The following is a 21,841-nucleotide window of genomic DNA, read 5'->3' on the forward strand; positions in this document are numbered from 1 at the left end:
GAAGGCCGTCCGGCACTGGCCCGGGCGGCCTGTCCGGCTCCGTCTGTCAGCGCCTCGGCATGCGCGGCACGCTTCTTGCCACTCCCATCGGAAAACCCCCGCCCACGCCGGCACATAAGACGAGGCAAATCCGATGAAACATCTCCCTGACCCATGGTTCTCGAACGACTTCTGGCAACGCGCGGTCCTGGGCGGGCTGACGCTCGCACTGGCCGTCCTGCTGGCCTCCACCGCCGAGGCCAAGCTGCCTCCGCCCACACCTGAACAGCAGCAGGCAGCCGAGGCCAAGAAGGTCAAGGAAGCCGAGGAAGCCAAGGTGCAGGCGGCTCAACTGGCGGCGGTGCAGGACAAACTGGCAGCCCGCTTCGGTAAGGGCCCTAGCCCCAGCGGTCAGACCTCGGAGAGCAAGGTGCCGCAAAAGTCCGTAGAGGCGCCGGGCTCGGCAGGCCCGCAAGGCGGGACGTCGCCCAGCGCGGAAGCCCACAGCGGCGAGGCGCAGCGCAAATAACAGCCCATCACAGCAAAGAGCACGTGAATTTATCGCCACTTTTCAAGCCTGAACTTCGCATGTCGAAACTACAACGGAACCGGGCGGTATGCAGGTAATTATTACAATACGATCCTTATTCCCGACACCTGACGCCGCCCTGCCGGCACGTCCGGCCGGCCTTGCCACGCGTGGCGCACTCCGGGCATCCGTCTTCACTATCGCGGCCGATCCTGCCGCCTGCCAGCCATGAACGCCTCGACCGCCCATCCCAGCCGGCGCCCGCTGATTCTCAACGTGGAAGACCGCGAGGGGCCGCGCTACGTCAAGAGCCGGATCCTCCACCGGGCCGACTTCTCGGTGCTGGAGGCGTCGAACGGCCAGGCTGCGCTGTCGCTGGTCCGCCAGCACACCCCGGATCTCGTGCTGCTCGGCACCCAGTTGCCCGACGTGGACGGACTGGAAGTCTGCCGCCTGATCAAGAATGATCCGCAGAGCGCGCGCACCCTGGTGCTGCTGACGTCACCCGGCATGTCCGATTCCCACCGGCGCGTACAGGCGCTCAACGGCGGCGCCGACAGCTTCCTGATCGAGCCAGTGGAGTCGGAGGAACTGGTCTCCAGCATCAACGCCCTGCTGCGCATGCGCGGGGCTGAGGATGCCTTCCGCCGCACCTCGCAGGCGCTGCACGAAAACGAAGACCTGTTCCGCCAACTGGCGGAGGCGCTGGCCGATGTGGTCTGGATTCTCGACCCGACCACCCGACGCTTCCTGTTCGTCAGCCCCTCGTTCGAATCGCTCTGGGGCCGCCCGACCCAGGCGGTGCTGCAAGACCCGCACCGCTGGCTCGAATGGGTGCTGCCCGAGGAACGCTCGCGCATGGAAGCCGAATGGCAGAGCATGCTGCGCGATGGCCTGCTCGACACCGAATTCCAGCTCGAACGCCCCAACGGCGAGATCCGCGAAGTCCATATGCGCGCCTTCCCCGTGCGCGGGGCGGATGGCCGCTGCCTGCGCGTGGCGGGCATCTGCCAGGACGTGACGCGCCACAAGCGCGCCGAGCGCACGCTGCATAACGAGGAACGCCGCAAGGACGAATTCCTCGCCATGCTGGCCCACGAACTGCGCAACCCGCTGGCGCCGATGCGCAGCGCGGTGGACCTGCTCCAGCAGTTCTCCCCAAGCCGCGAGGACATGTTCCGCGCGCGGGACATCATCGGCCGGCAGTTGCATCACATGACCCGGCTGGTCGACGAACTGCTCGACGTGTCCCGCTTCAACCAGGGCAAGATCACCCTGCGGCGAGACCTCGTGGAGTTGCGCGGTGCGCTGAACACGGCCGTGGAAACGGTGCGCCCGCTACTGGAGGAACGCCGGCACACGTTGCGCCTGTCGTTGCCCGAGCAGCCGCTGCCGATTCGCGGCGACATGGTCCGTCTGACGCAGATCTTCGCCAACCTGCTGCACAACGCCGCCAAGTACACGCCCGAGGGCGGCACGCTGGCCGTGGAGGCCGCCGCAGCCGATGGCCGCGTGATCGTGCGGGTGAGCGACAACGGCGCCGGGCTTTCCCAGGCGCTGCAACGGCAGTTGTTCGATCCGCTGGCGCCGGAGTCCGGCAATCCGCTGGAAGAAACGCCGACGCCCGATGCCGCGTCGATCGCGGCGGCCAGCGTCGCCGCCAACCGGGCCCCGAAACTGGCCGCGCTGCATGCCGAGCACGATGACCGGGACGGCGACGCGCCCCAGCCGGCCGCCACGGATCCCGATACCTTTGCCGCGCGCGAAGGCGCCGGCATTGGCCTGACGCTGGTGCAGAAGCTGGTCACGCTGCATGGCGGCCGGGTCAGCGCCGCAAGCCCGGGCCGCAACATGGGCAGCACCTTCGTCGTGGAACTGCCCGTGGAACCGTGGCAGAACTGGCATCCGCCGACCGGGAAATCGCGCCCCCAGCCGGGCACYGCGCACACCATCATGCTSGTCGATGACAACGTCGATGCGCTGGAGGCCATGACCMTGACGCTGGAGACGCTCGGCCACACCGTGGTSACGGCGCCCGATGGCCAGAGCGCCGTGGCGTGCGCGGCCAGCGTGCGGCCGGACGTGGTGCTGCTGGACCTCGGCATGCCGACCATGGAYGGCTTCGAGACCGCGCGCCGGCTGCGCGAGATTCCCGAGCTGCGYCACGCGCGCATCGTGGCGCTGACCGGTTTCGGCCAGCCCGACGACCGCCGGCGCACGCGCGCGGCGGGGTTCGACCTGCATCTGGTCAAACCCGCCGACCTCGGTGCCCTGACCCGCATGCTCGATGAACTAGACGCCTGACCCCGAGGAGCCTCATGCTGCATCAGCCCCTGCCCCTGCCCCTGCCCCTGCACCTGCACATCACGCCCGAACCCGACATCGTGCCCCCGCCGCCCGAGGCCCCGCCGCCGGAGCCGCCGCCGGGTCCGCCCGAGCCGGTCAGCGATCCGCCCCCGGGCGATCTCCCGCCCCCGCCGCCGCAGCGCGCGTAGGGGCCACGGGCCATGTCCCGCGTCATCTGGAAAGGGGCCATCAGCTTTGGCCTCGTCAATATCCCCGTCGCGCTGAAGACCGCCTCGCGCAGCCATACGCTGGACCTCGACCTGCTGGACCAGCGCGACATGGCGCCGGTGGGCTACCAGCGCATCAACAAACACACCGGCAAGGTCATCGACAGCGAGCACATCGTCAAGGGCTACCAGTACGAGAAGGACGAGTACGTGGTGCTCARCGACGAGGACTTCCGGCAGGCCAACGTCGAGGCCACGCAGACCGTCGACATCGTCAGCTTCGTGCAAGCGGACAGCATTCCGCCCTACTACTTCGACACCCCCTACTACCTGGAGCCGGACAAGCGCGGCGAGCGCGGCTACGCGCTGCTGCACGAGACCCTGCGCAAGACCGGCCGCGCCGCGCTGGCGCTGGTGGTACTGCGCAACCGCCAGCACCTGGCGGCGCTGCTGGTGGTGGGCAAGGCGCTGGTGCTGAATACGATGCGCTTTGCGGACGAGGTGGTGCCGATCGAGGATCTCAGCCTGCCTTCTGGTGGCAAGGGCAAGGCGGCGACCCCGCGCGAGGTGGCCATGGCCACCAGGCTGGTGAAGGACATGAGCGAGGACTGGAAGCCGGAGCAGTACCGCGACACCTATCGCGAAGACCTGATGGCGCGCATCCACGCCAAGATCAAGGCCGGCAAGACGCACCTGCTGACGCCGGCGTCCGAGGAAGCGGCGCCCAGCGGCAAGGGCGCGAAGGTCATCGACATGATGGCGCTGCTCAAGCAGAGCATCGGCCATCGGGGCAAGGCACCGGCCAGGCCGGCCAGCCGCAATGCCGATCTTCTGGATGACGAGGAAGAGGAAAAGCCGGCGACGAAGAAGGCTGCGGGGAAGGCGACGGCGAAGAAGGCATCGACAAAGGCATCGACAAAGACATCGACAAAGGAAGCGGCGACCAGGAAAGCCGCGCCGAAGAAGACCGCAGCCAGGAAGGCCGCCCCCGCCAAAAAGCGCAAAGCGGCTTGACCGAAGTCAAAGCCGCAAGACGAGCCGCAAAAAGAGCCGCGGTACGTGGGATGACCGCGGCTCCGCGCAGAGGGCGACGACGAGGTCGCCGCGCATAAAAAACTAGCGCGTGTGCATTAACGCGACGATACCTTCAGGTTGTCGCGCACCGAATTCACACCTTCCACCGAGCGCACCGTTTCCAGCGCCATCTCGTGCTGGTCCTTGGTCGGCACCGTGCCGGTCAGGGCCACCACGCGGTCCTTGGTCTTCACGTGGATGCCGGTGGACTTGAGGTCCTTGGTCGCCAGCAGCTTCGTCTTGACCTTGGTGGTCAACGCGCTGTCGGTGACAACCTGCTTGGAGTTATCCACGCCCTTGTCCACGCTGGCGTCCATCTTGGCGTCAGTGGTCGCGGCGGGACGCTTTTCCTTGTCACCTTCGGTATGGCCAGGCATGCCCGACGCATTGTTTGCCGGCGGGGCCGCGCTGTTATCGCTGCGGACACTGGTGTCGGCCACCTTGATGAAGCCGCCACCCCCCATGTCCAGGGCATGCGCGCCACCCGCAGCGGCGAGCGCGGCGGTCATCAGTGCAATACGTGTAATGCGCAGGGTCTGTGCTGTCTTCATGCTCGATCTCCTTGTTGAGGAAGTGACAGCCACTGTTCTGCACATCGCGTGCCAGATCGCCCAAATGACGCGTGGACAGGGCCTCGCGGCGGTTTTCCGCGCCGGGGCCACGTGGGCGACGCGCCCGACCGGTAAAAACACGGCACGCGTTGTAAATCGGCGCACATGGGGAGCCACGCATGCGTTACCTGTATGTCTGACAGATGCCCTAAAGATGCCATAACCCCCACTTTTCCCCCACATTCTCAACCTCCGAGGGCTTGGCACGGCCATTGCGACTCTGGGCCTGCGGCAGCCTCGCCGCGACATGGAGACTAGCAATGGGACAGCAGCAACAGGGGAACCAATCCCAACCGGGCCAGAAGCAGCAAGAGCAGCAGCAACCCGGCCAGCGCGGTAACCAGCAAGGTGGCAGCCAGGACCAACAACGCCAGGGCGGGGGCCAGATGGGCAACCAGGACCAACGCGGTGGCCAGCAGCAACAGGAGTCCGGCCGTCAAGGCCAGCAAGGTGGCGGTCAGCAAGGCGGCCAGCAAGGGCAACAAGGCCAGCAAGGTGGCCAGAAGGACCAGGACAAGAGCCGCCAGCCGTAAGTCGGCTTCCTCTTCGTCTTTTCGGACCCCGCGCGGCATTTCCACGGTTGCCGCAGTGCGCTGAAGTTCARGGCGCGCAGATAACTCGGGGTCCACCGCCGGGGCACTCGCAAGGGTGCCCCGGCGTCTTTCGTGGGATTCCCTCTATATATAGGCAGCGCGCCCGGGCGAACCGTCAGGCGAGCCGGCTGGCCACGCGGCCGATGGCCTGCCGCCAGACCTCGCGCTCGCGCGCCAGGTAGTCGGAAGCCTGCGTGCCGGTGAGCGCCAGCGGCTCGGCGCCGTCCTGACCCAGACGTTGCCGCAGAGCCGGCGTGCGCAGCAGCCGCGTGAAGCGGTCCGCCAGCGCCGCGCAGGCGCGCGCGGACATGCTGGGCGCCGCCAGCACGCCGTACCAGGCGYCCTGCCGCATGCCGGGCACGCCGGCCTCCTCGAACGTCGGCACGTTCGGCGCGAGCGGGCTGCGCGCGGCACCGGTCACCGCCAGCGCGCGCACCTTGCCCTGACGCATCAGCGGCAACGCGGCCTGCAGCGTGCTCACCAGCAGCGCCACGTGTCCGCCCTGCAGATCGACCAATGCGCGCGCACTGCCGGGATACGGCACGTGGTTCATCGACACACCCGCCTGCTGGCAGATCAATTCGCCCACCAGATGGGCGCTGGAATGAATGCCGAGGGAGGCGTAGGCCAGTTCGCCGGGGCGCCGACGCGCTTCGGCCAGCCGGGCCTGGAGCGTCTGCGTGGCAGCGGGCGCTTCCGCGGAGGCCAGCAGCACGTGCGGCGTGGTGGCGACGATGGCCACCGGCTGCAACGGCGTGGCCGGCGGCTCGGGCGCGGCGGCCAATAGCGGGCCGATGCTGACCGAGCCTACCGTGCCGAGCAGCAAGGTGCGCGGGCCGGACGTGGCGCGCGCCACCTCGTGCAGGGCGATCTGGCCGGCGGCGCCGGGGCGGTTCTCGACGATGGTGGGCACGCCGTCCGTGGTCAGGCTGTCGGCGACGAGACGGGCGATATGGTCGGCACCCCCGCCGGCGGCATAGCCGACCAGCAGGTGCGTGGTGTCTGCGCCACATGCGGCGCGGGGGAACAGCGGGAGTACCGCCAGTCCGGCCAGTCCCGCCAGACCATGGGTCAGGCGGCGGCGGGCCCGGTCAGGCGGAACCGGAGGGAACGGCATGGATGCAGGGGCGCGAGTCGAATAGCTCGCGGCATGCTAGCACCAGCCCGCCCTGCCCGCCTTGGGGGCAAACCCCGTCTTGCCCAGGCCCTCACAGCTGCGGTGCCCGGCACACGGCGCCCGCCGCGTTGGCGGCTGGTTCCATGCCGAACACCGCYTGCGCGCCGCACTGCGAGCCGAACATGCGCGCCTGATCGTGCCCCACGCCCACCACTTCAAAGGCGCGATGGCGGCTGGTCTGGCCCGGCTTGGCGAGGAATTGCTCGTAGCGCTGGTAGGCGCGCCCGCGCTGGAGGCGCGTGGGGCCTTCGGCCTCGGCGCCGCATGCCTTATCGAGCACACGGTGATTCGGATCGTTATCCTCGCTACCCACCATATAGGTGACCTGCCGCTGCATGTAGCGCTGGTAGAGCGTCATGCCATTGGCGCCCTTGGCGTAGGCCACCATGTCCTGCATGCCGTAGCGGTACTTGTCGTAGTCCGCGCAGGTCGTGGTGCTGTACGGCGCGAAGCGCTTGAGATCAGGCGCCACCGGCCGGTCCGGCGTGAAGTAGAGATAGGACGAGGGATTGGCCACCACGTAGCGCAGATCGATGCCGCCCGCGCGCACGCGCTCGTCCACGTTGTTCAGCACGGCGTAGCGGTGGACGATCTGGGCGCCGCCCGAATGGCCCGCCACGGTGACCTTGTTCACGGCGGGGAAGCGCGACTTGTCCGTGACGAAGGCCAGCAGGTCGTCCAGCACCTGGAGCGAGCTGACGCCGGCGCCGGGGCCGGACACCGCGTCTTCGCCGCCGATCCAGCCTTGCACGGTCCAGACTGGCATGTTGTCGAAGTGCTTGGCGGCATCGGGCGTGCCGGGGAAGTTCGGGGCGATCAGCAGCACCTCTTCCGGCTTGCGGCCGCTGGCCTGGAGCAGTGCGGCGCCGGCTGCGTAGTAATCGTCGCCATTGCGCTGCAGGCCGTGCTGCACGAATACCACCTCGCGAATGCCGCGCAGGTCCGCCGTCAGCGGATGGTTGGCGTAGACCGGGAAGTCATAGCCGGCGCCGCTGCCCAGGTGCACGCGCTGCCATTGGGGCTTGGCGGCGGATGTGGCAGGTGCTTCGCCAGAGGCGGAAGGCGCCGGGGGCTGGCTGGCGCAGCCGGCAGCAAGCGCCGCCGTGGCGGCCATCAGCAAGGTGAATCGGGCGAAGCGTGGCGCGCCGGGCATGGTGTCTCCTTGGTCTTATGTCTGCCGTATCCGGCAAAACGCCAATACTAGGCTGGCCGGGCCCGCTCGTAAAATATATGCTTTCGGCATCTGCCATATTCACGACATATCGGACCACCGATGGAACTGAGACACCTGCGTTATTTCCTGGCCGTGGCCGAAACCGGCTCCGTGACCCGCGCCGCCGAGCAGCTGGGCATCCAGCAGCCCCCGCTCTCCCAGCAGTTGAAGGCGCTGGAGACCGAGCTGGGCGTGTCCCTGTTCGACCGCCAGCCGCGCGGCGTGGCCCTKACCGCCGCCGGGACCGCGCTCCATGGCGACGCCGTGGAGTTGTTCGCCCGTATCGAGCAAATGCGCGCGCGCATGCAGCGCATGGCGCGCGGCGACGAAGGCGCGCTGGCCATCGGCTTCACCAGTTCGGCGGCGGCGCACAAGCTCACCCCCGAGGTGCTACGCGCGTGCCGGCGGCAGTTTCCGCGCGTGACGCTCTCCCTGACCGAGCGCAACGCGGCCGAAGCCATCGAGCAACTGGCCGATGGCACGCTCAGCGCGGCGCTGCTGCGCGCCCCGGTGCAACACCCGGAAGGCGTGCGCTTCGACCTCCTGCTCGAGGARGAAATGGTGATCGCCCTGCCGCTGGACCACGCGCTGCTGCGCCGCCGGGCGGCCGAAGGCGTGGCCGCCGGCACGCCGGTGTCACTGCGCGAACTGAAGGGCGATCCGTTCATCCTGGTCCGCCGGCCCGGCGCGCCGGGCATGTACGGCGACCTGCTGCGCGAATGCGAGGCGCTGGGCTTCACGCCGCGCATCGGCGCCGAGGTGGAACGGATGCTGACCAACCTCAATCTGGTGGCGGCTGGCGCCGGCGTGAGCGTGGTGCCGGCGTCGATGGCCGGGCTCAACCGCCACGGCGTGGCCTACTGCCGCATGGTCGAGACCGACCGCCTGCGCGCCCCGCTCACCCTTGGCTACCGGGCCAACGACGCCGACCCGGCCGTTGCGGCGCTGGTGGCGCTGACCCATCGGATTGCGGCCAAGCACAGGAAGGATCGGGACGCGGTGGGCGAGGCGTTGCCGGACTGAAATCGGCCCTTCAGTAATGTCGGCCTTCAACGCGTGACTAGGCGTCCTAGCGCGCCTGGCGCCGCAGGATCACATGCGTAGCCTTCTCCGACGCTACGGATTTCACGCATTGGTATCCCAGCGCCACCAGGTCAACCCCGTCGAACAGCGACTCTCCCCGCCCAAGCAGGACCGGGGAGATTGCAATGTGCAGCTCGTCAATCAGGCCCTCGCRAAGATACTGCCGGATCGTATGCGCCCCACCGCCGATCCGCACGTCCATGCCGGCAGCGGCGTCGCGTGCACGGTCGAGCGCCTCGCGAATGCCGCCTGTTATGAAGTGGAACGTGGTGCCRCCTTCCATCTCGATGGAAGGCCGAGCATGATGGGTCAGGACGAAGACCGGAACGTGGTAMGGCGGACTATCTCCCCACCAGCCTTTCCAGCTTTCGTCCGGCCAATCCCCACGAATGGGTCCGAACATGTTCCGCCCAAGAATCCAGGCGCCGACATTCTGAAAGCTTCGGGCGGCGAAATCGTCGTCAATCCCGGTCGTACCGCCTTCCTTGCCGAACAAGGCTTGCTGGAAGGTGCGTGTCGGGACTAGCCACTGGTGGAGTTCCGTCCCGCCAACGCCGAGCGGATGGCTGAGGTCTTGGTTCGGACCCGCTCCGTATCCGTCGAGCGAAATGGTGAAGCCTTCAACGCGAACGCGTGCCATCGTTTTCCTCCGTGTAGACGCCTGACAGGTGATACATAAGTCATCCTGTTGTTCAGATGCGGGACTGGATCCACAAATAGTGCCATTGGACGGTGCGACGATGCAGCGGAAAAGGACAACGCCTACGCCAAGCGCAGATCCCGCAACATATCAAGCACGTGTTGCGTCGAACGCTCAACGTACCCCGCACGATGTGCAATGCCGAGCCGACGCCACAGCGCCGGGCGCAACGGACGCATGACAATGCGCGTGTCGGGCAATGGCGACGTCGCCTCATGAGGCAACAGCGCGGCGCCGTAACCTGCCGCTACCAGACTCTTGATCGCGTCGTTGTAGTTGAGCTGAATGCGAGGCGCAGGATGACACCCCCCGGCCGCGAACCACTCCGCAGTCAGACGTGAAAGACGCGTGGTCGCGTCATTGAGAATGAGAGGTTGGGCAGCGAGCCAATCAGGCGTGACGCGGGCCGGACACTGCCAATGCGCCGGCACAAAGGCCATCACGGGGTCGCGCCGCCAAGGCTTGATCACGAGTCCAGCCACCGGGGGCTGAGGGAGTGCGACCAGCCCAACGTCCAGCGTCCCATCCGCCAGTCGGGACAAGGTTTCATGTGAAGTCAGCACCGCAACCTGAATGTCGATGGCGGGATGGTGCTGGCGCAGCACTTCAAGCGCTTGCGGCAACAGATGCGCGATCGCGCCAGTCGACGCACCGAGCCGCACGCGCCCTTCGAGCCCTTGCACCTGGCGTTGAATATCATCCAACGCCTGCTCCGCATCGGCCAGCAGTCGACGCGCGCGCTCCACCAGCACCTCCCCTATCGCCGACGGCCTGACATGTCCGCGCTTCCGCGACAGGAGTGGCGCCCCAATGCGGTCTTCCAGTTCAGCGATATGAAGGCTGACCGTTGGCGGCGCCAGGTGCAATGCACGCGCCGCTTCGGCAAATGAGCCGCGGTCTGCAATGGCGACCAGCGTGCGCAGGCGGTCCAGGCTGATCTCTCGCATGTCGGCGTCCAGGTTCAGGAAAACTGAATGTTCAGGTTATGAAATTCAACTTTCTCTATTGTAGTGGTCSACGCAATATGAGGCTTCTCTCTATTTCTTACAACCCAAAGTCAGCGGAGTCTTTCACGTATGAGCTCTCCCGTTGTTTTCATCGATGGCGACCAGGGCACAACCGGCTTGCTCATCCACGAACGGCTCCGTAACCGGACCGACATCAGGCTGATTACGCTTGCTGCTGCGGAGCGCAAGGATTTGCGGCGTCGCGCAGAAGCCATCAACGCCTGCGACATCGCCATCCTCTGTTTGCCGGATGCCGCCGCGCGCGAGGCAGTGGCCACCATCGTCAATCCTGCGGTTCGCGTCATCGACGCAAGCTCCGCCCACCGTACACAGCCGGACTGGACTTACGGATTTCCGGAGATGGCGCCGGGGCAGGCCGAGCGCATTGCCAACGCACGTCGGGTCACCAACCCTGGGTGCTATCCGACCGGTGCGATTGGCCTGCTGCGTCCGTTGGTGCAAGCGGGGCTGATACCGGGCGATTACCCCAYCAGCATTCATGCGGTATCGGGCTACTCCGGACGCGGACGCGCCGGCGTGGAGGAATATGAGGGGCCGGGAGCCGCTAACGCGCCTTCATATCAGGTCTATGGCCTGGAACTCGCGCACAAGCACACGCCGGAGATCCAGCAGCACGCCGGGCTCGCGCAGCCGCCCATTTTCGTCCCTGCATACGGAGCGTTCCGCCAGGGCATCGTGCTGACGGTGCCGCTAACGTTGCGGCTGCTGGCACCCGGCGCAAATGGCGCCACGTTGCACGCCTGCCTCGCGCGCCACTATGCCAAGACGGACCACGTACATGTCTTGCCGCTGCAAGAATCGAGCGCCGTAAAGCAGCTGGATCCGCAAATGCTGAACGGCACAAACGACATGCGCTTGAGCGTATTTCCCGGCATGGCGCACGGGCACGTYCTCCTGTCTGCGGTCTTCGATAATCTCGGCAAGGGCGCATCCGGCGCCGCAATTCAAAACCTGGACCTGATGCTCGCGTAGAAGACGCGTCGCGCATTCGTCCAGCATGCGATGAAAAAAAACCGCCGCGAGTCTTGTGAACTCGCGGCGGCTTCTTTGACAGTCGTCAGTGCAACCGATATCAGTAATCCCACTGCACCGGCACGAAGCGGTAGACATCACCGTTCTTCGCAATATGACCGATGGACGGGAACGCGATGTGCGCGGCGGCCAGCATGGAGCCGGTTTCGGCGGCTTCATCGAGCAGCGCGATGCGGACTTCCGTCGCCACTTCAGGCTCGTGCTCGAAGCCGTTTTGCCATGCGGGATGCTCGAAGCCGACCTCGAAGATCGCGTCGCCGACGAACGTCAGCTTCTCGCCCTTCGATGCGACGTCCACCACGCAGTGTCCCGGCGTGTGGCCACCGGTCACGCGCGCCGACACGCCCGCCGCCACTTGCACGGTCTGGCCGAACTGCACGATGTTCTTGCTGTAGAGTTCCACGAACGTTGCGGCGGCCTTGCGGAGCGCGGGCGGCACCGCTTCCGGCATCACGGTCTTGCTAAAGTCCGGGTTCTTCCAGAACTCCACTTCCGCGGCCGCCACGTGAATGCGCACGTCCGGGCGCAGCTTGGCCTTGACGCCATCCACATTCAGCCCGCCGACGTGGTCCATATGCATATGGGTAATCACGATGTCGGTGATGGCTGCGAGGTCGATGCCAGCCGTTTCCAGGCGCAGCACCGAGCGACCGGCGCGCGAGAAGTATTCGAAACCGTCGCCCACACCGGAGTCGACCAGGATCAGACGGTCGCCGCTGCGCACGAGGGCGATATTCAGCGCCCAGTCGAACATGTCGCGCTGCAGGAAGCGATCGTCGAACCATTCGTTGCGGTCGGCTTCCTTCACGTTGGTGGACATGGTGGAGGTCGGCAGCGGCAGAACCCCATCGCTGATCAGCAGGACGTCGACGTCACCCACGCGCACGGCGTAGCGGGAAGACACGAGTTCGCCAAAACCTTCTTTGCCAACGTTGGCGATAACCGGCTGCACATTGTGGATTGTTTCGCTCATTTTCAGTAGTCCTGTTGGTTTGCGTGGGGTGAGCCGCGTGAGGCGGCGCGGTGGACGAGAACGACCGCGAAATTCGCGCGCTTCGTTGTGCTCGCGATTCGACCTACCGTGTGACGCAGTGTAGTCAGGCGGAGCCGGCGCCAGTAGTATCGTGAAGGCCCTCAGCATGTTGTCCTGGCGGCAACAATCGCCGGCCTTCGTGAGACACTCGGCTGTATCAACATTTGAATTCGACTATGGCGGATATCGAACGCGAAGCCCTTGGGGTATTAACGCTTGCGCCTCCCGTTGCTTCCGATGGCCTCCCACCGGACGCCACGGGTTTCTCCATCTCCGTGCGGCATGTCACGGTGACGTTGCCGGACGGCAGGACGCTCCTACACGATCTGAATGACACCTTCCAGCGCGAGCGTACCGGCTTGCTCGGCCGGAATGGCGCGGGCAAGAGTGTGCTGGCGAGGGTGTTGGTCGGTTTGTTCCAGCCGGAGACCGGGCAGGTCACGCGCCATGGCACGGTCGCCTACGTGCCGCAGGAAATCGTCCCCGCAAAAGGCGCGACGGTTGCCGATGTCGCCGGATTGACACCAATWCTCGATGCGCTGGCGCGAATGGAAGGCGGTACGCCGCATCCCACCGACTTCGATTTACTCGATGGACGGTGGCATATCCGCGCCAGTCTGGAGCAGGCGCTGACGGACAGCGGACTGCCGCACCTGCACCCAAAAGGGCTGGCGGGATCGCTGAGCGGTGGCGAACTCACCCGCGTGGCGTTGATAGGGGCCTTCCTTTCCGACGCCGAGGGCCTGGTCCTCGACGAACCCACGAACCACCTGGATCACACCGCGCGCGAATGGCTGCGTGACAAGTTGCAGCGATGGACCGGCGGCCTGATTCTCGTCAGTCACGACCGGGAATTGCTGGACCTGATGGACCGCATCGTCGAACTGACACCGGGCGGGATGCGCAGTTACGGCGGCAATTACACGCTCTATCAGGCTCAGCGCAGCACCGAAGCGGCGGCGGCGCAGGCTTCGCTCAACCGCGCAAGGACGGATCGCGACGCCGCCGAGCGTGCGGCGCAGCGTCAACATGACGCCCAACAGCGCCGCACCGCACGTCAGACGAAAGGCGCAAAGGACGCGAATCTTCCGGGGATCGCCATGGGCCGCCGCAAGGATGGCGCAGAGGTATTTGCAGGCCGGCAGCGACTTCGCCAGCAGGACGTGCAGTTCAAGCTCGACGAGGCGGTTCAATTGGCAGCACGTCGAATCGAGCCCGACAAAGCTGTCGCACTTATCCTGCCAGCAACTGCCATTGCGGCTGGCAAACGCGTGATCCATCTGGAAGACGCCGTCGCGCCGTTTCCGGAAGACAGTGCGCCCCTTACGCTGACGCTGGCGGGACCCGTGCGCGTCGCCGTGACCGGTCCGAATGGCAGCGGCAAGACAACGTTGCTGAAGATGTTGGCGGGCACCATTGCCCCGGTCTCTGGCATTTGCCAGACCGGCGTGCGCAGCGCATGGCTCGATCAGCGAGCGACCAGCGTGTTGCCACCCCACCTGTCGGTTCTCGAACGCCTGCATGAACTGGAAACGCCGCTGCCGGACGGGGTATTGCGCAGCCATCTTTCGCTGCTGGGCTTGAACGCCGACCTTGTGAACCTGCCGTCCGGTGCGTTGAGCGGCGGTGAGCGACTCAAGGGTGCGCTGGCGTGCGTGCTGTGGAGCACCGAGCCCGCGCAACTGCTATTGCTGGACGAGCCGACCAATCACGTCGATCTGGAATCCATCCAGGCGGTAGAGCAGGCATTGGACGATTATCCCGGCGCCCTGGTCGTGGCCTCTCACGACACACGTTTCCTGCAGTCGCTTCGATTGACGCACCGGCTGGAGTCAGACGGAAGACATTGGAAGTTGATAGCGGAATGAATCGCGGGCGGGGGCCGGCGCTACCGCCCAAAAAGGAGCGCTAAAAGCGGGCCATCAAGGCCCGCCTTTTCGTCATCACCGCATCACATCAATTCAGTAACCCCAGCTCGAACCGTCCCGCCGACGTACCGATCAGCAGGCCACCGTTCGACAGGTACGACGCCACCACCCCGCCCGAGGCGTCGAGCACGCCCGCCACCGGCTGGTTGTAGGTCAGCACGCCCGAGGCGCCGTCGCGCACGATGGCCGTAGCGTTGAGGTCGGCGCTGACCTGGCTGCCATCGGTGCCCATCAAGCGATACCGGCCATCGGCCGCGCCCGCCGTCAGCGGTGCCGTGGGCTGCGAGGCGTACACGTTCATCCCGTAGGCCGTGGCCGAGCGCGTGAGGACCAGCGGCACCGGCTTGCCGTTGACGATGCCGCTGATCAGCGACCCGCTCAGCACGCCGTCGCCGGCGGCGATGGTGCCGCCCACGAAGTAGTCGAACGCGTTGCGCGCCGGGTTCCAGACAATGTAGCCCTTGCTGGTGTTGGCGCAGGCCGCGTCATAGACCATGAAACCGCCCGCCGCCGTTGCCGAGCAGGTCTGCCACGTGGCTGCCGACGAGCGCAGCCGTGCCGAGCCGGTACGCAGTGTCACCGCGCCACCCGCCACCGCCGTCTGCACGCCATTGACGTTGTAGATGTCGGCCACCGCCTTGAAGTCCGACGACACGGTCTGGAAGGCCACCAGCGGCAGGAAGCCAGCGCCCGAGAGCGGCCTCACCCCGCCCGCCAGCACCCCGCCGCCGGTGAAGGTGAAGTTGGCGCCGTTCTCGTCGCTGGCATAAGTGCACCCGCCCTGCGAGACAAGCTGGCCGGTGCGCGTCACGCCGGCGGTCCGTTGCAGGCTGGCATCGATCGTCACGGTGTACTGGAGGGTGGCCGGGTCCACACGCACCGACAGTTCCTCGCCGTTGGTATTGCCGCCCTTCCACGTGGTGGCCACGGCCGGCAGGTTCAGGCAGGACTGCACGATGCCCGACGCGCCCTCGCAGGTGAAGTTGATGGACGCGTCCTGGCTGCCCGAGCCCTTGTACTTCGGCCACGCCGGGTACTGGCACAGCGGCCGCGTGCGGCCATAGGTGCCGGCGTTGGTGTCCATCACCGTMCGCTGGCCCGGCGCCACGCCCATCTCCACCCAGTTCTCGAGTGCGGTCAGGGAGTTCCACGCCGGCAGGAAGCTGCCCGTGCCATGGCCCATGCCCGGCACCGTGTAGAACGTGATGCCCTGGTCCACCGCCGCCTGCCCCACCCGCGCGATCACGGCCTTGTACCAGGCGATGGTCGAGTTGGGGCTGATGACCTCGTCGGCCAGCCCGTGCAGCAGKATCAGCCGGCCGCCCTTCGCCAGGAACGCGGACAGGTCCGGGTTGGTGGCATCGGTCAGCGCCGAGACGGTCTGCACGCGCGAGGTCCAGCTACCCGGGCTGGCGGGGTCGAAGGTCAGCGCGTCGAACGTGGCGGCGCGGGTGACGAAGTACTTCACCCACTGGTCGCCGGTCAGGTACATGTTCGAATCCGCCGTGGTGGCCGGATTGCCGGGCACCGGCCGCGTGCCGAGGTCACGTGTGGTGAACGGCCCCGCCACCAGCGCGCCTTCCAGGATGTTGTAGCCGCCGGCCACGGTCACGCCGTTGGCCAGCGGGTAGGTCAGCTGGAGCGGCTGCTCGATGGTCTTGACGGTGGCAATCTGCGCATCCGAGAGACAGGTGTCGCCCGTGTCCGTACCGCCGGGGCAGCGCAAATTGGCCAGCACCTGCATCGCGCCCAGACGGCAGCCCTCGACATTGCTGACCACCTTGTCGGCCACGCCGTCCAGCGTGTCGCAGGCGGCCATGGCAGCGGCCTGCACCATCAGCGTCTTGTTGATGTTGAGCCAGCCGGCGCCGCCGTTCAGGTAGAGCGCGCGGCCCACGGCCACGTTGGAGAGGCGCGTGCCGGTGTAGTTGAGCGCCGGCTCGTTGGCGATGACGCCGTCGTAGTCGGCCGGCCAGCGCTGGATGTAGCTCAGCGCATCCCGCCCGCCCGTGGAGGTGCCGAGGAAGTACGCCCGCGTGGGCGCACGGCCATAGCGCTGGCGGATCATCGCCAGGGCCACGTCATGGGTTTTCTTGAGCGTGTCGCCACCATAGTTGGCGAGTTGCTCGTCGTTGGTGGCGAAGCGGCCATCGGTGATGCTGGTGCTCTGGTGGCCGGAATCATCGCCCCAGGTGGCGTAGCCGCGCGCCAGCGGCGCCGGGTCGTCCGGCAGCGCGAAGCGTACGGTCTCGGTGCCGTCGATCAGCGTGCCGTCGAACCCGCCGCCGCCGAACTGGATGCCCTTGCCGTTCCACTGCGTGGGCAGGTTCACCGCGAAGTTGATGTTGGACGCGGCAGCGTCCACGGGAGCGATGGTGCCGCGCACCTGGCAGTACTCGCCGAGCGTGTTGCCGGTGGCATCGGCGRCAACCAGCGTAGCCGCCTTGACCGTGGCGCCGCCCGAGGCCAGCGTCAGCGCCGAGGCCGGCAGGCTGGCGCCGTTCAGCGCGTTGCAGGCCTCCAGCGCGCTTAACGTCGGCTGGGTCGGCTGGGTCGGGATGTCGGGGTTGTCAGTGCCGGGGGCGCCGGTGCTGGGCGCCCCGCCCGACGCCGTCGGGGCGTCGTCGCCACCGCCGCACGCGGCCATCAATGCAGTGGCCGCACAGGCAGCCGCCAGCAGCGCCAGGCGCCGCCGGACGTTCGATCCGGATGTCATGTTGTGGTCTCCTCCAAGCGCATGCGGTGCTTGTGCCGCATGTTGGAGCGAGACGGTATCACCGGCTTGGTGCTACGTAAAATATATGTCGGATGGCGCATCCATACTTCATGAATATGGATGGATGGACGTCAGTCCTGCGGCGTAGCCTGGAGCCGGGTGATGTCGAAGCCCTTCGCCTCCAGCCGGCGCAGCAGCGCCTGATAGGCGCCGGAATCCACGGTGGGCGTGCGGGAAAGAATCCAGAGGTAGTCGCGGCCCGGCTCGCTGACGGCAGCMAGCGTGTAGCCGGGGTCGAGGTCGATCACCCAGTAGTCGCCCCAGACCCACGGCAGGAAGGACAGCCACGCCGGGGCGAATCGCACCTCCAGCTTCGGCGTGCCGGCCTCCCCCACCGGCCGRGCCACGCCGGTGGCGTCATCGCTCGTCCCATCCGCCTTGCGGCAGCGGTTCACCACATCGACGCGTCCATCGGAMCGCGCCGCGTACTGCGCCGTGGTGTGGCCGGCGCACTGGCGCTGGAAGCGGTTCGGGTATTTGGCGATTTCGTACCACGTGCCCATGTAGCGGGCCACGTCGAGCGAGGCGATGGGCGCCAGCGGCGCGGCCGGCTCGGCGCGCGCCGGGACCAGCGCGGCRGTGGTGAGGGCARCGAGGGCAGCAAGCCCGAGCACGACACGCTTCATGGYGGACCTCCGGGGGGGCGATAGCGCCATTGTCGCGTGCCATCGCCGCCCCCTGCTGTCCGCCGGCAGACGACTTGCGCCTCGGCAAGCGTCCTACGCCGGCAGCCCCACGTAGTTCTCGGCCAGCGCCCGGCAGGCAGCCTCGGAGCCGACCAGATAGTCGAGTTCGGCCTGCTGGATGCGATGCGCGAACGCATCGGCATCGGGGAAGCGGTGCAGCAGCGCGGTCATCCACCACGAGAACCGCTCCGCCTTCCACACGCGCCGCAGGCATTTCGCKGAATAGSCGTCGAGTTCGGCCGGATCGCCGTGCTGGTACTGGGCGATCAGCCCGTCGGCGAGGTACAGCACGTCGCTGGCGGCCAGGTTCAGCCCCTTGGCGCCGGTGGGCGGCACGATATGCGCGGCATCGCCCGCCAGGAACAGGCGCCCGAAGCGCATCGGCTCGCAGACGAAGCTGCGCAGCGGTGCGATGCTTTTCTCGATGCTCGGGCCGGTGACCAGCGCCTGCGCGGCGGCGGGGTCGAGCCGGGCGCGCAGTTCGTTCCAGAAGCGCGCATCGGACCAGTTCTCCGCGCGCTCCGTGGCCGGCACCTGCACGTAGTAGCGGCTGCGCGTCTTCGACCGCATGCTGCACAGCGCAAACCCGCGTTCGTGGCTGGCGTAGATCAGTTCGTCCGCCACCGGCGGCGTCTCGGACAGCACGCCGAGCCAGCCGAACGGATAGACCCGCTCGAAGATCCGTGTCGATGCCTCCGGCACGCTGGCCCGGCTCACGCCATGGAAGCCATCGCAGCCGGCCACATAGTCGCAGGCCAGTTCGTGCGCGCTGCCGGCGTGGCGGAAGGTCACGCGGGGCCGGTCCGTATCGAAATCGTGCAGGGAGACCTCGGTGGCCTCGTAGACGATGGGCATGCCAGACGCTGCGCGCGCCGCCATCAGGTCCCGCGTGACCTCGGTCTGGCCATACACGGTGACGTCGCGGCCAATCAGCGCGTGGAAGTCGATGCGGTGGCGCGCGCCCTGGTACGACAGCTCGATGCCATGGTGCCGCAGCCCCTCCGCGCGCAGTCGCTGGTCCACGCCGGCGCGCGTGAGCGCATCCACGGTCACCGATTCGAGGATGCCGGCGCGGATGCGCCCCAGCACGTGTTCGGCGCTGCGCTGCTCGATGATGACGTTGTCGATGCCGGCCACGGTAAGCAGTTGCCCGAGCAACAGCCCGGCCGGCCCTGCTCCGATGATCGCCACGCGCGTGGCGCGCGGCATGCCGTTGCCCTGCTGACCCATGGCCTGTCTCCCGATCTGTTTTTTTATGGTGTGCGGCTGACTACCAACTACCGGTCAAGCTCGGCGAAGACCTCCTCCGCCATGTGGAACGCCGAATTCGCCGCCGGCACGCCGCAATAGATCGCGGTCTGCAACAGCACTTCCTTGATCTCGTCGCGCGTGACGCCGTTGTTGGCGGCGGCGCGCAGATGGAGCTTCAACTCCTCCGAGCGATTCAGCGCCACCATCATCGCAATCGTGATCAGGCTGCGCGTATGGCGCGGCAGGCCCTCGCGCGTCCAGATCTCGCCCCAGGCATAGCGGGTAATCAGGTTCTGGAATTCCTCGGTCAGCGGCGAGATCCGTTGCAGCGAGCGGTCCACGTGGGCGCTGCCCAGCACGTCGCGCCGCACCGATAGCCCGGCCTCATAGCGCGCGGCGTCGTCGGTCACCGGGCGGCGGCCGAGGATGAAGTCGAGCAGCGCGGCAGTGAAGCGGCCCGGCTGCTCGCGGTTGGACAGGTGCGCGGCGTGCAGTTCGACATAGATCGCCCCGGGGATGGCGGCGGCGAGTTCGCGGCCCTGCGCCGCCGTGGTCGATGGATCGTCGCTGCCCGCAATCACCAGCACCGGCACGGGGATGGTCTTCACGGCCTCGCGCAGGTCCGCGTCGCGCACGGCGCCGCAGCTACCGGCGTAGCCACGCGGGTCGAGGCCAGCGAGCACCGCGCGCAGGTCATCGAGCGCATGGCCGGCGGTGGCGAGGAAGCCCGGCGTGAACCAGCGTTGCAGCGAGGCATCAGTCAGCGGCGCCATGCCGTCGCGCAGCACCATGTCGATGCGGCTGTTCCAGGCGTCTGCCGTGCCGATCTTGGCCGCCGTGTTGGCCAGCACGATGCGGCTGAAGCGCTCCGGCGCATGCGCGCCCAGCCACATGCCGGTAAGGCCGCCCATCGACAGGCCGCAGAACACGGCCTGCCCGATCTGCAGGGCGTCGAGGATGGCCACCACGTCGCGGCCCAGCWCGTCCACCGTGATGGCGCCCTCGGGCGCKGTGGAGCGGCCGTGGCCGCGCACGTCGTAGCGCACCACGCGGAAGCGGCCCGCCAGCGCGGCGGCCTGCGGCTGCCACATCGTGTGATCGGTGCCCAGCGAGTTGGAAAAGACGATGGCGGGCGCGGTGTCCGGGCCATCGACGGTGTAGAACAGCCGGGCGCCGGCGTGGTCGAGATAGGGCAACGTGGTCTCCTTGTCGGTATAGGGTCAGGCGGCGCGCAGGGCCTGCCAGGCGGCCACGGCGGCATCGGCGAAGGCGGCGGACTGCCCGGCGTAGTGCGCCGGGTCGCTGAGGCGGTCCAGTTCGGCGTCATCCAACAGCGTGGCGTGCGCGGGATTGGCGGCGAGCGTGGCGGCCAGCGCCACGCGCAGCGTCTCGCCCTGCTCCCCCGCGCGGCGCGAGGCCGCTTCCACCACGTGGTGCGCCTCCAGCCGGCCAATGCGGCCGCCGAGGGCCAGCATCGCAGCCTCGCCCAGGATCAGGCCGTGTGTCAGGTCGAGATTGGCGCGCATGCGGGCGGCATCCACTTCCAGGCCCGCCGCCACGTCGCCCAGTTGGCGCAGCGCGCCGGCCGCGAGCGTGACGATTTGCGGCAGCGTGTCCCACTCGGCCTGCCAGCCGCCCAGCGCGCGCTCATGCTCCTGCACCATGCCGGCGAGCATCGTCGCCACCAGCGGCGGCACGCGCACGGCCACGGTCAGCACCGCCGCGCAGCCCACCGGGTTGCGCTTGTGCGGCATCGTGCTGGAGCCGCCCCGGCCCGGGCCCGATGGCTCAGCCACCTCGCCCACTTCGGTTTGCATCATCAGCGACAGATCGCGCGCCATCTTGCCGAGCGTGCCCGTGAGCATGCCCAGCGCCGTGGCCACTGCCACCAGTCGGTCACGATGCGCGTGCCACGGCAGCGCGGGCAGGTCCAGGCSCAGCTCGCGGGCGAACTGCGCGGCCACGGCGGGCGCCTTGTCGCCCAGGCTGGCCAGCGTGCCGGCGGCACCGCCGAATTGCAGCACGCGCGCCTGATCGGCGGACTGGCGCAGGCGGATCACGTCGCGGCGCAGCGCATCGAGCCAGCCGCCAGCCTTCAGGCCGAAGGTGGTGGGCAGCGCGTGCTGGAGCCAGGTGCGCGCCACCATCGGCGTGGTCCGGTGGGCGGTGGCCAGCGTCGCGCAGGCATCGCCCAGGCGCAGCAGRTCGRTRTCGATGGCCTGCAGGGCATCGGCCAGTTGCAGCATGGCGCCGGTGTCGATGATGTCCTGGCTGGTCGCGCCCCAATGGACGTAGCGGCCAGCCTCGGCATCGCGCCGCGCCACGGCGGCGGTCAACTGCTTTACGAACGGGATGGCGAGGTTGCCGGCGGCGACGGCGGACTGCGCGAGGGCATCAAGGTCGATCACGCCGACATCGGCACAGACYTCGGTGATGACGGCAGCAGCCTGCGCGGGAATCACGCCGCAGTGCGCCTCGGCGCGCGCGAGGGCCGCCTCGGCATCGAGCATGCGCCGCACGGTGCCGGTATCGGAAAAGATCGCGAGCACGGGGGGACTGCCGAACATCGGATCGGTCAGGCGGGAAATTGAGGGCATCGTCGGCGGGGGCGGACCGGTAGGAATGCTCCGATTGT

General features: G+C 67.5%; 19 protein-coding genes. 7 read left to right on the top strand and 12 right to left on the bottom strand.

The features are described from left to right. Positions 1-133 precede the first annotated feature (133 nt). From AB4Z27_RS20400 to ku, 4 genes are all read left to right on the top strand, one after another. On the top strand, positions 134-508 hold the full coding sequence (locus tag AB4Z27_RS20400) for a hypothetical protein (RefSeq protein WP_177220017.1): 375 nt from the start codon (positions 134-136) through the stop codon (positions 506-508). 228 nt (positions 509-736) lie between these two features. Continuing rightward, a complete protein-coding gene (locus tag AB4Z27_RS20405) occupies positions 737-2,812 on the top strand; it encodes a response regulator (protein WP_441645108.1) in 2,076 nt (691 codons plus the stop codon). Between the two features lie 14 nt (positions 2,813-2,826). After that, positions 2,827-3,003 carry a hypothetical protein gene (locus AB4Z27_RS20410; protein WP_441645109.1) on the top strand — a complete coding sequence of 59 codons (177 nt, stop codon included), beginning with the start codon at positions 2,827-2,829 and terminating at the stop codon, positions 3,001-3,003. Between the two features lie 12 nt (positions 3,004-3,015). Then, the gene (gene ku / locus AB4Z27_RS20415) at positions 3,016-4,035 is read left to right on the top strand and encodes a non-homologous end joining protein Ku (protein WP_441645110.1); all 1,020 of its coding nucleotides are present in this window, start codon (positions 3,016-3,018) and stop codon (positions 4,033-4,035) included. A 116-nt stretch (positions 4,036-4,151) separates the two neighbouring features. Here the strand turns inward: ku and AB4Z27_RS20420 are convergent, their stop codons facing one another. From AB4Z27_RS20420 to AB4Z27_RS20435, 4 genes are all read right to left on the bottom strand, one after another. After that, positions 4,152-4,646: a BON domain-containing protein gene (locus AB4Z27_RS20420; RefSeq protein WP_092301422.1), complete on the bottom strand. Its 495-nt coding sequence runs from the start codon at positions 4,644-4,646 to the stop codon at positions 4,152-4,154. A 314-nt stretch (positions 4,647-4,960) separates the two neighbouring features. Further along, on the bottom strand, positions 4,961-5,284 hold the full coding sequence (locus tag AB4Z27_RS20425; RefSeq protein ID WP_441592552.1) for a hypothetical protein: 324 nt from the start codon (positions 5,282-5,284) through the stop codon (positions 4,961-4,963). 130 nt (positions 5,285-5,414) lie between these two features. Further along, positions 5,415-6,416, bottom strand: coding sequence for a tripartite tricarboxylate transporter substrate binding protein (locus tag AB4Z27_RS20430; protein ID WP_441645111.1), 1,002 nt, complete (start codon positions 6,414-6,416; stop codon positions 5,415-5,417). Between the two features lie 91 nt (positions 6,417-6,507). Then, positions 6,508-7,629, bottom strand: a complete 1,122-nt coding sequence (locus tag AB4Z27_RS20435) for a hypothetical protein (protein ID WP_441645112.1) — start codon at positions 7,627-7,629, stop codon at positions 6,508-6,510. Positions 7,630-7,749: 120 nt separating this feature from the next. On the opposite strand from AB4Z27_RS20435, the gene AB4Z27_RS20440 reads away from it, so the two are divergent. After that, a complete protein-coding gene (locus AB4Z27_RS20440; RefSeq protein WP_441645113.1) occupies positions 7,750-8,712 on the top strand; it encodes a LysR family transcriptional regulator in 963 nt (320 codons plus the stop codon). 46 nt (positions 8,713-8,758) lie between these two features. Here the strand turns inward: AB4Z27_RS20440 and AB4Z27_RS20445 are convergent, their stop codons facing one another. Both AB4Z27_RS20445 and AB4Z27_RS20450 read right to left on the bottom strand, forming a co-directional pair. Continuing rightward, positions 8,759-9,412, bottom strand: a complete 654-nt coding sequence (locus tag AB4Z27_RS20445; RefSeq protein WP_441645114.1) for a dihydrofolate reductase family protein — start codon at positions 9,410-9,412, stop codon at positions 8,759-8,761. Positions 9,413-9,534: 122 nt separating this feature from the next. After that, positions 9,535-10,419, bottom strand: a complete 885-nt coding sequence (locus tag AB4Z27_RS20450; protein WP_441592547.1) for a LysR family transcriptional regulator — start codon at positions 10,417-10,419, stop codon at positions 9,535-9,537. Positions 10,420-10,548: 129 nt separating this feature from the next. Between AB4Z27_RS20450 and argC the strand changes: the two genes are divergently transcribed. Further along, on the top strand, positions 10,549-11,472 hold the full coding sequence (gene argC, locus AB4Z27_RS20455) for an N-acetyl-gamma-glutamyl-phosphate reductase (RefSeq protein WP_441645115.1): 924 nt from the start codon (positions 10,549-10,551) through the stop codon (positions 11,470-11,472). A 100-nt stretch (positions 11,473-11,572) separates the two neighbouring features. Here argC and AB4Z27_RS20460 read toward each other — a convergent pair whose 3' ends face one another. Beyond that, entirely contained in the window at positions 11,573-12,505 is a 933-nt protein-coding gene (locus AB4Z27_RS20460; protein ID WP_441645116.1) for an MBL fold metallo-hydrolase, read from the bottom strand. A 236-nt stretch (positions 12,506-12,741) separates the two neighbouring features. Between AB4Z27_RS20460 and AB4Z27_RS20465 the strand changes: the two genes are divergently transcribed. Then, positions 12,742-14,433 (top strand): ABC-F family ATP-binding cassette domain-containing protein, encoded by a 1,692-nt coding sequence (locus AB4Z27_RS20465; RefSeq protein ID WP_092301446.1) that lies wholly within the window; start codon positions 12,742-12,744, stop codon positions 14,431-14,433. Between the two features lie 88 nt (positions 14,434-14,521). Here AB4Z27_RS20465 and AB4Z27_RS20470 read toward each other — a convergent pair whose 3' ends face one another. The 5 genes from AB4Z27_RS20470 to AB4Z27_RS20490 all read right to left on the bottom strand — a co-directional run bounded on the left by AB4Z27_RS20470 (position 14,522) and on the right by AB4Z27_RS20490 (position 21,803). Beyond that, a complete protein-coding gene (locus tag AB4Z27_RS20470; RefSeq protein ID WP_441645117.1) occupies positions 14,522-17,209 on the bottom strand; it encodes a tannase/feruloyl esterase family alpha/beta hydrolase in 2,688 nt (895 codons plus the stop codon). A 131-nt stretch (positions 17,210-17,340) separates the two neighbouring features. Further along, positions 17,341-17,895 (bottom strand): lipocalin family protein, encoded by a 555-nt coding sequence (locus AB4Z27_RS20475; RefSeq protein WP_441645118.1) that lies wholly within the window; start codon positions 17,893-17,895, stop codon positions 17,341-17,343. A gap of 93 nt (positions 17,896-17,988) precedes the next feature. Continuing rightward, positions 17,989-19,185: a 4-hydroxybenzoate 3-monooxygenase gene (pobA, locus tag AB4Z27_RS20480; protein WP_441645119.1), complete on the bottom strand. Its 1,197-nt coding sequence runs from the start codon at positions 19,183-19,185 to the stop codon at positions 17,989-17,991. Between the two features lie 47 nt (positions 19,186-19,232). Beyond that, entirely contained in the window at positions 19,233-20,402 is a 1,170-nt protein-coding gene (gene pcaDC / locus AB4Z27_RS20485; RefSeq protein ID WP_441645120.1) for a bifunctional 3-oxoadipate enol-lactonase/4-carboxymuconolactone decarboxylase PcaDC, read from the bottom strand. Between the two features lie 24 nt (positions 20,403-20,426). Next, the gene (locus AB4Z27_RS20490; RefSeq protein WP_441645121.1) at positions 20,427-21,803 is read right to left on the bottom strand and encodes a 3-carboxy-cis,cis-muconate cycloisomerase; all 1,377 of its coding nucleotides are present in this window, start codon (positions 21,801-21,803) and stop codon (positions 20,427-20,429) included. Positions 21,804-21,841 lie beyond the last annotated feature (38 nt).

The organism is Cupriavidus sp. KB_39 (assembly GCF_052114485.1).
In the GTDB taxonomy this organism is placed as follows: Bacteria; Pseudomonadota; Gammaproteobacteria; order Burkholderiales; family Burkholderiaceae; genus Cupriavidus.

Bases quoted from the DNA above. Each gene is read 5' to 3' on its own strand.
- AB4Z27_RS20400 (WP_177220017.1), top strand. From the start codon at position 134: ATGAAACATCTCCCTGACCCATGGTTCTCGAACGACTTCTGGCAACGC.
- AB4Z27_RS20410 (WP_441645109.1), top strand. From the start codon at position 2,827: ATGCTGCATCAGCCCCTGCCCCTGCCCCTGCCCCTGCACCTGCACATC.
- AB4Z27_RS20420 (WP_092301422.1), bottom strand. From the start codon at position 4,646: ATGAAGACAGCACAGACCCTGCGCATTACACGTATTGCACTGATGACC.
- AB4Z27_RS20450 (WP_441592547.1), bottom strand. From the start codon at position 10,419: ATGCGAGAGATCAGCCTGGACCGCCTGCGCACGCTGGTCGCCATTGCA.
- AB4Z27_RS20460 (WP_441645116.1), bottom strand. From the start codon at position 12,505: ATGAGCGAAACAATCCACAATGTGCAGCCGGTTATCGCCAACGTTGGC.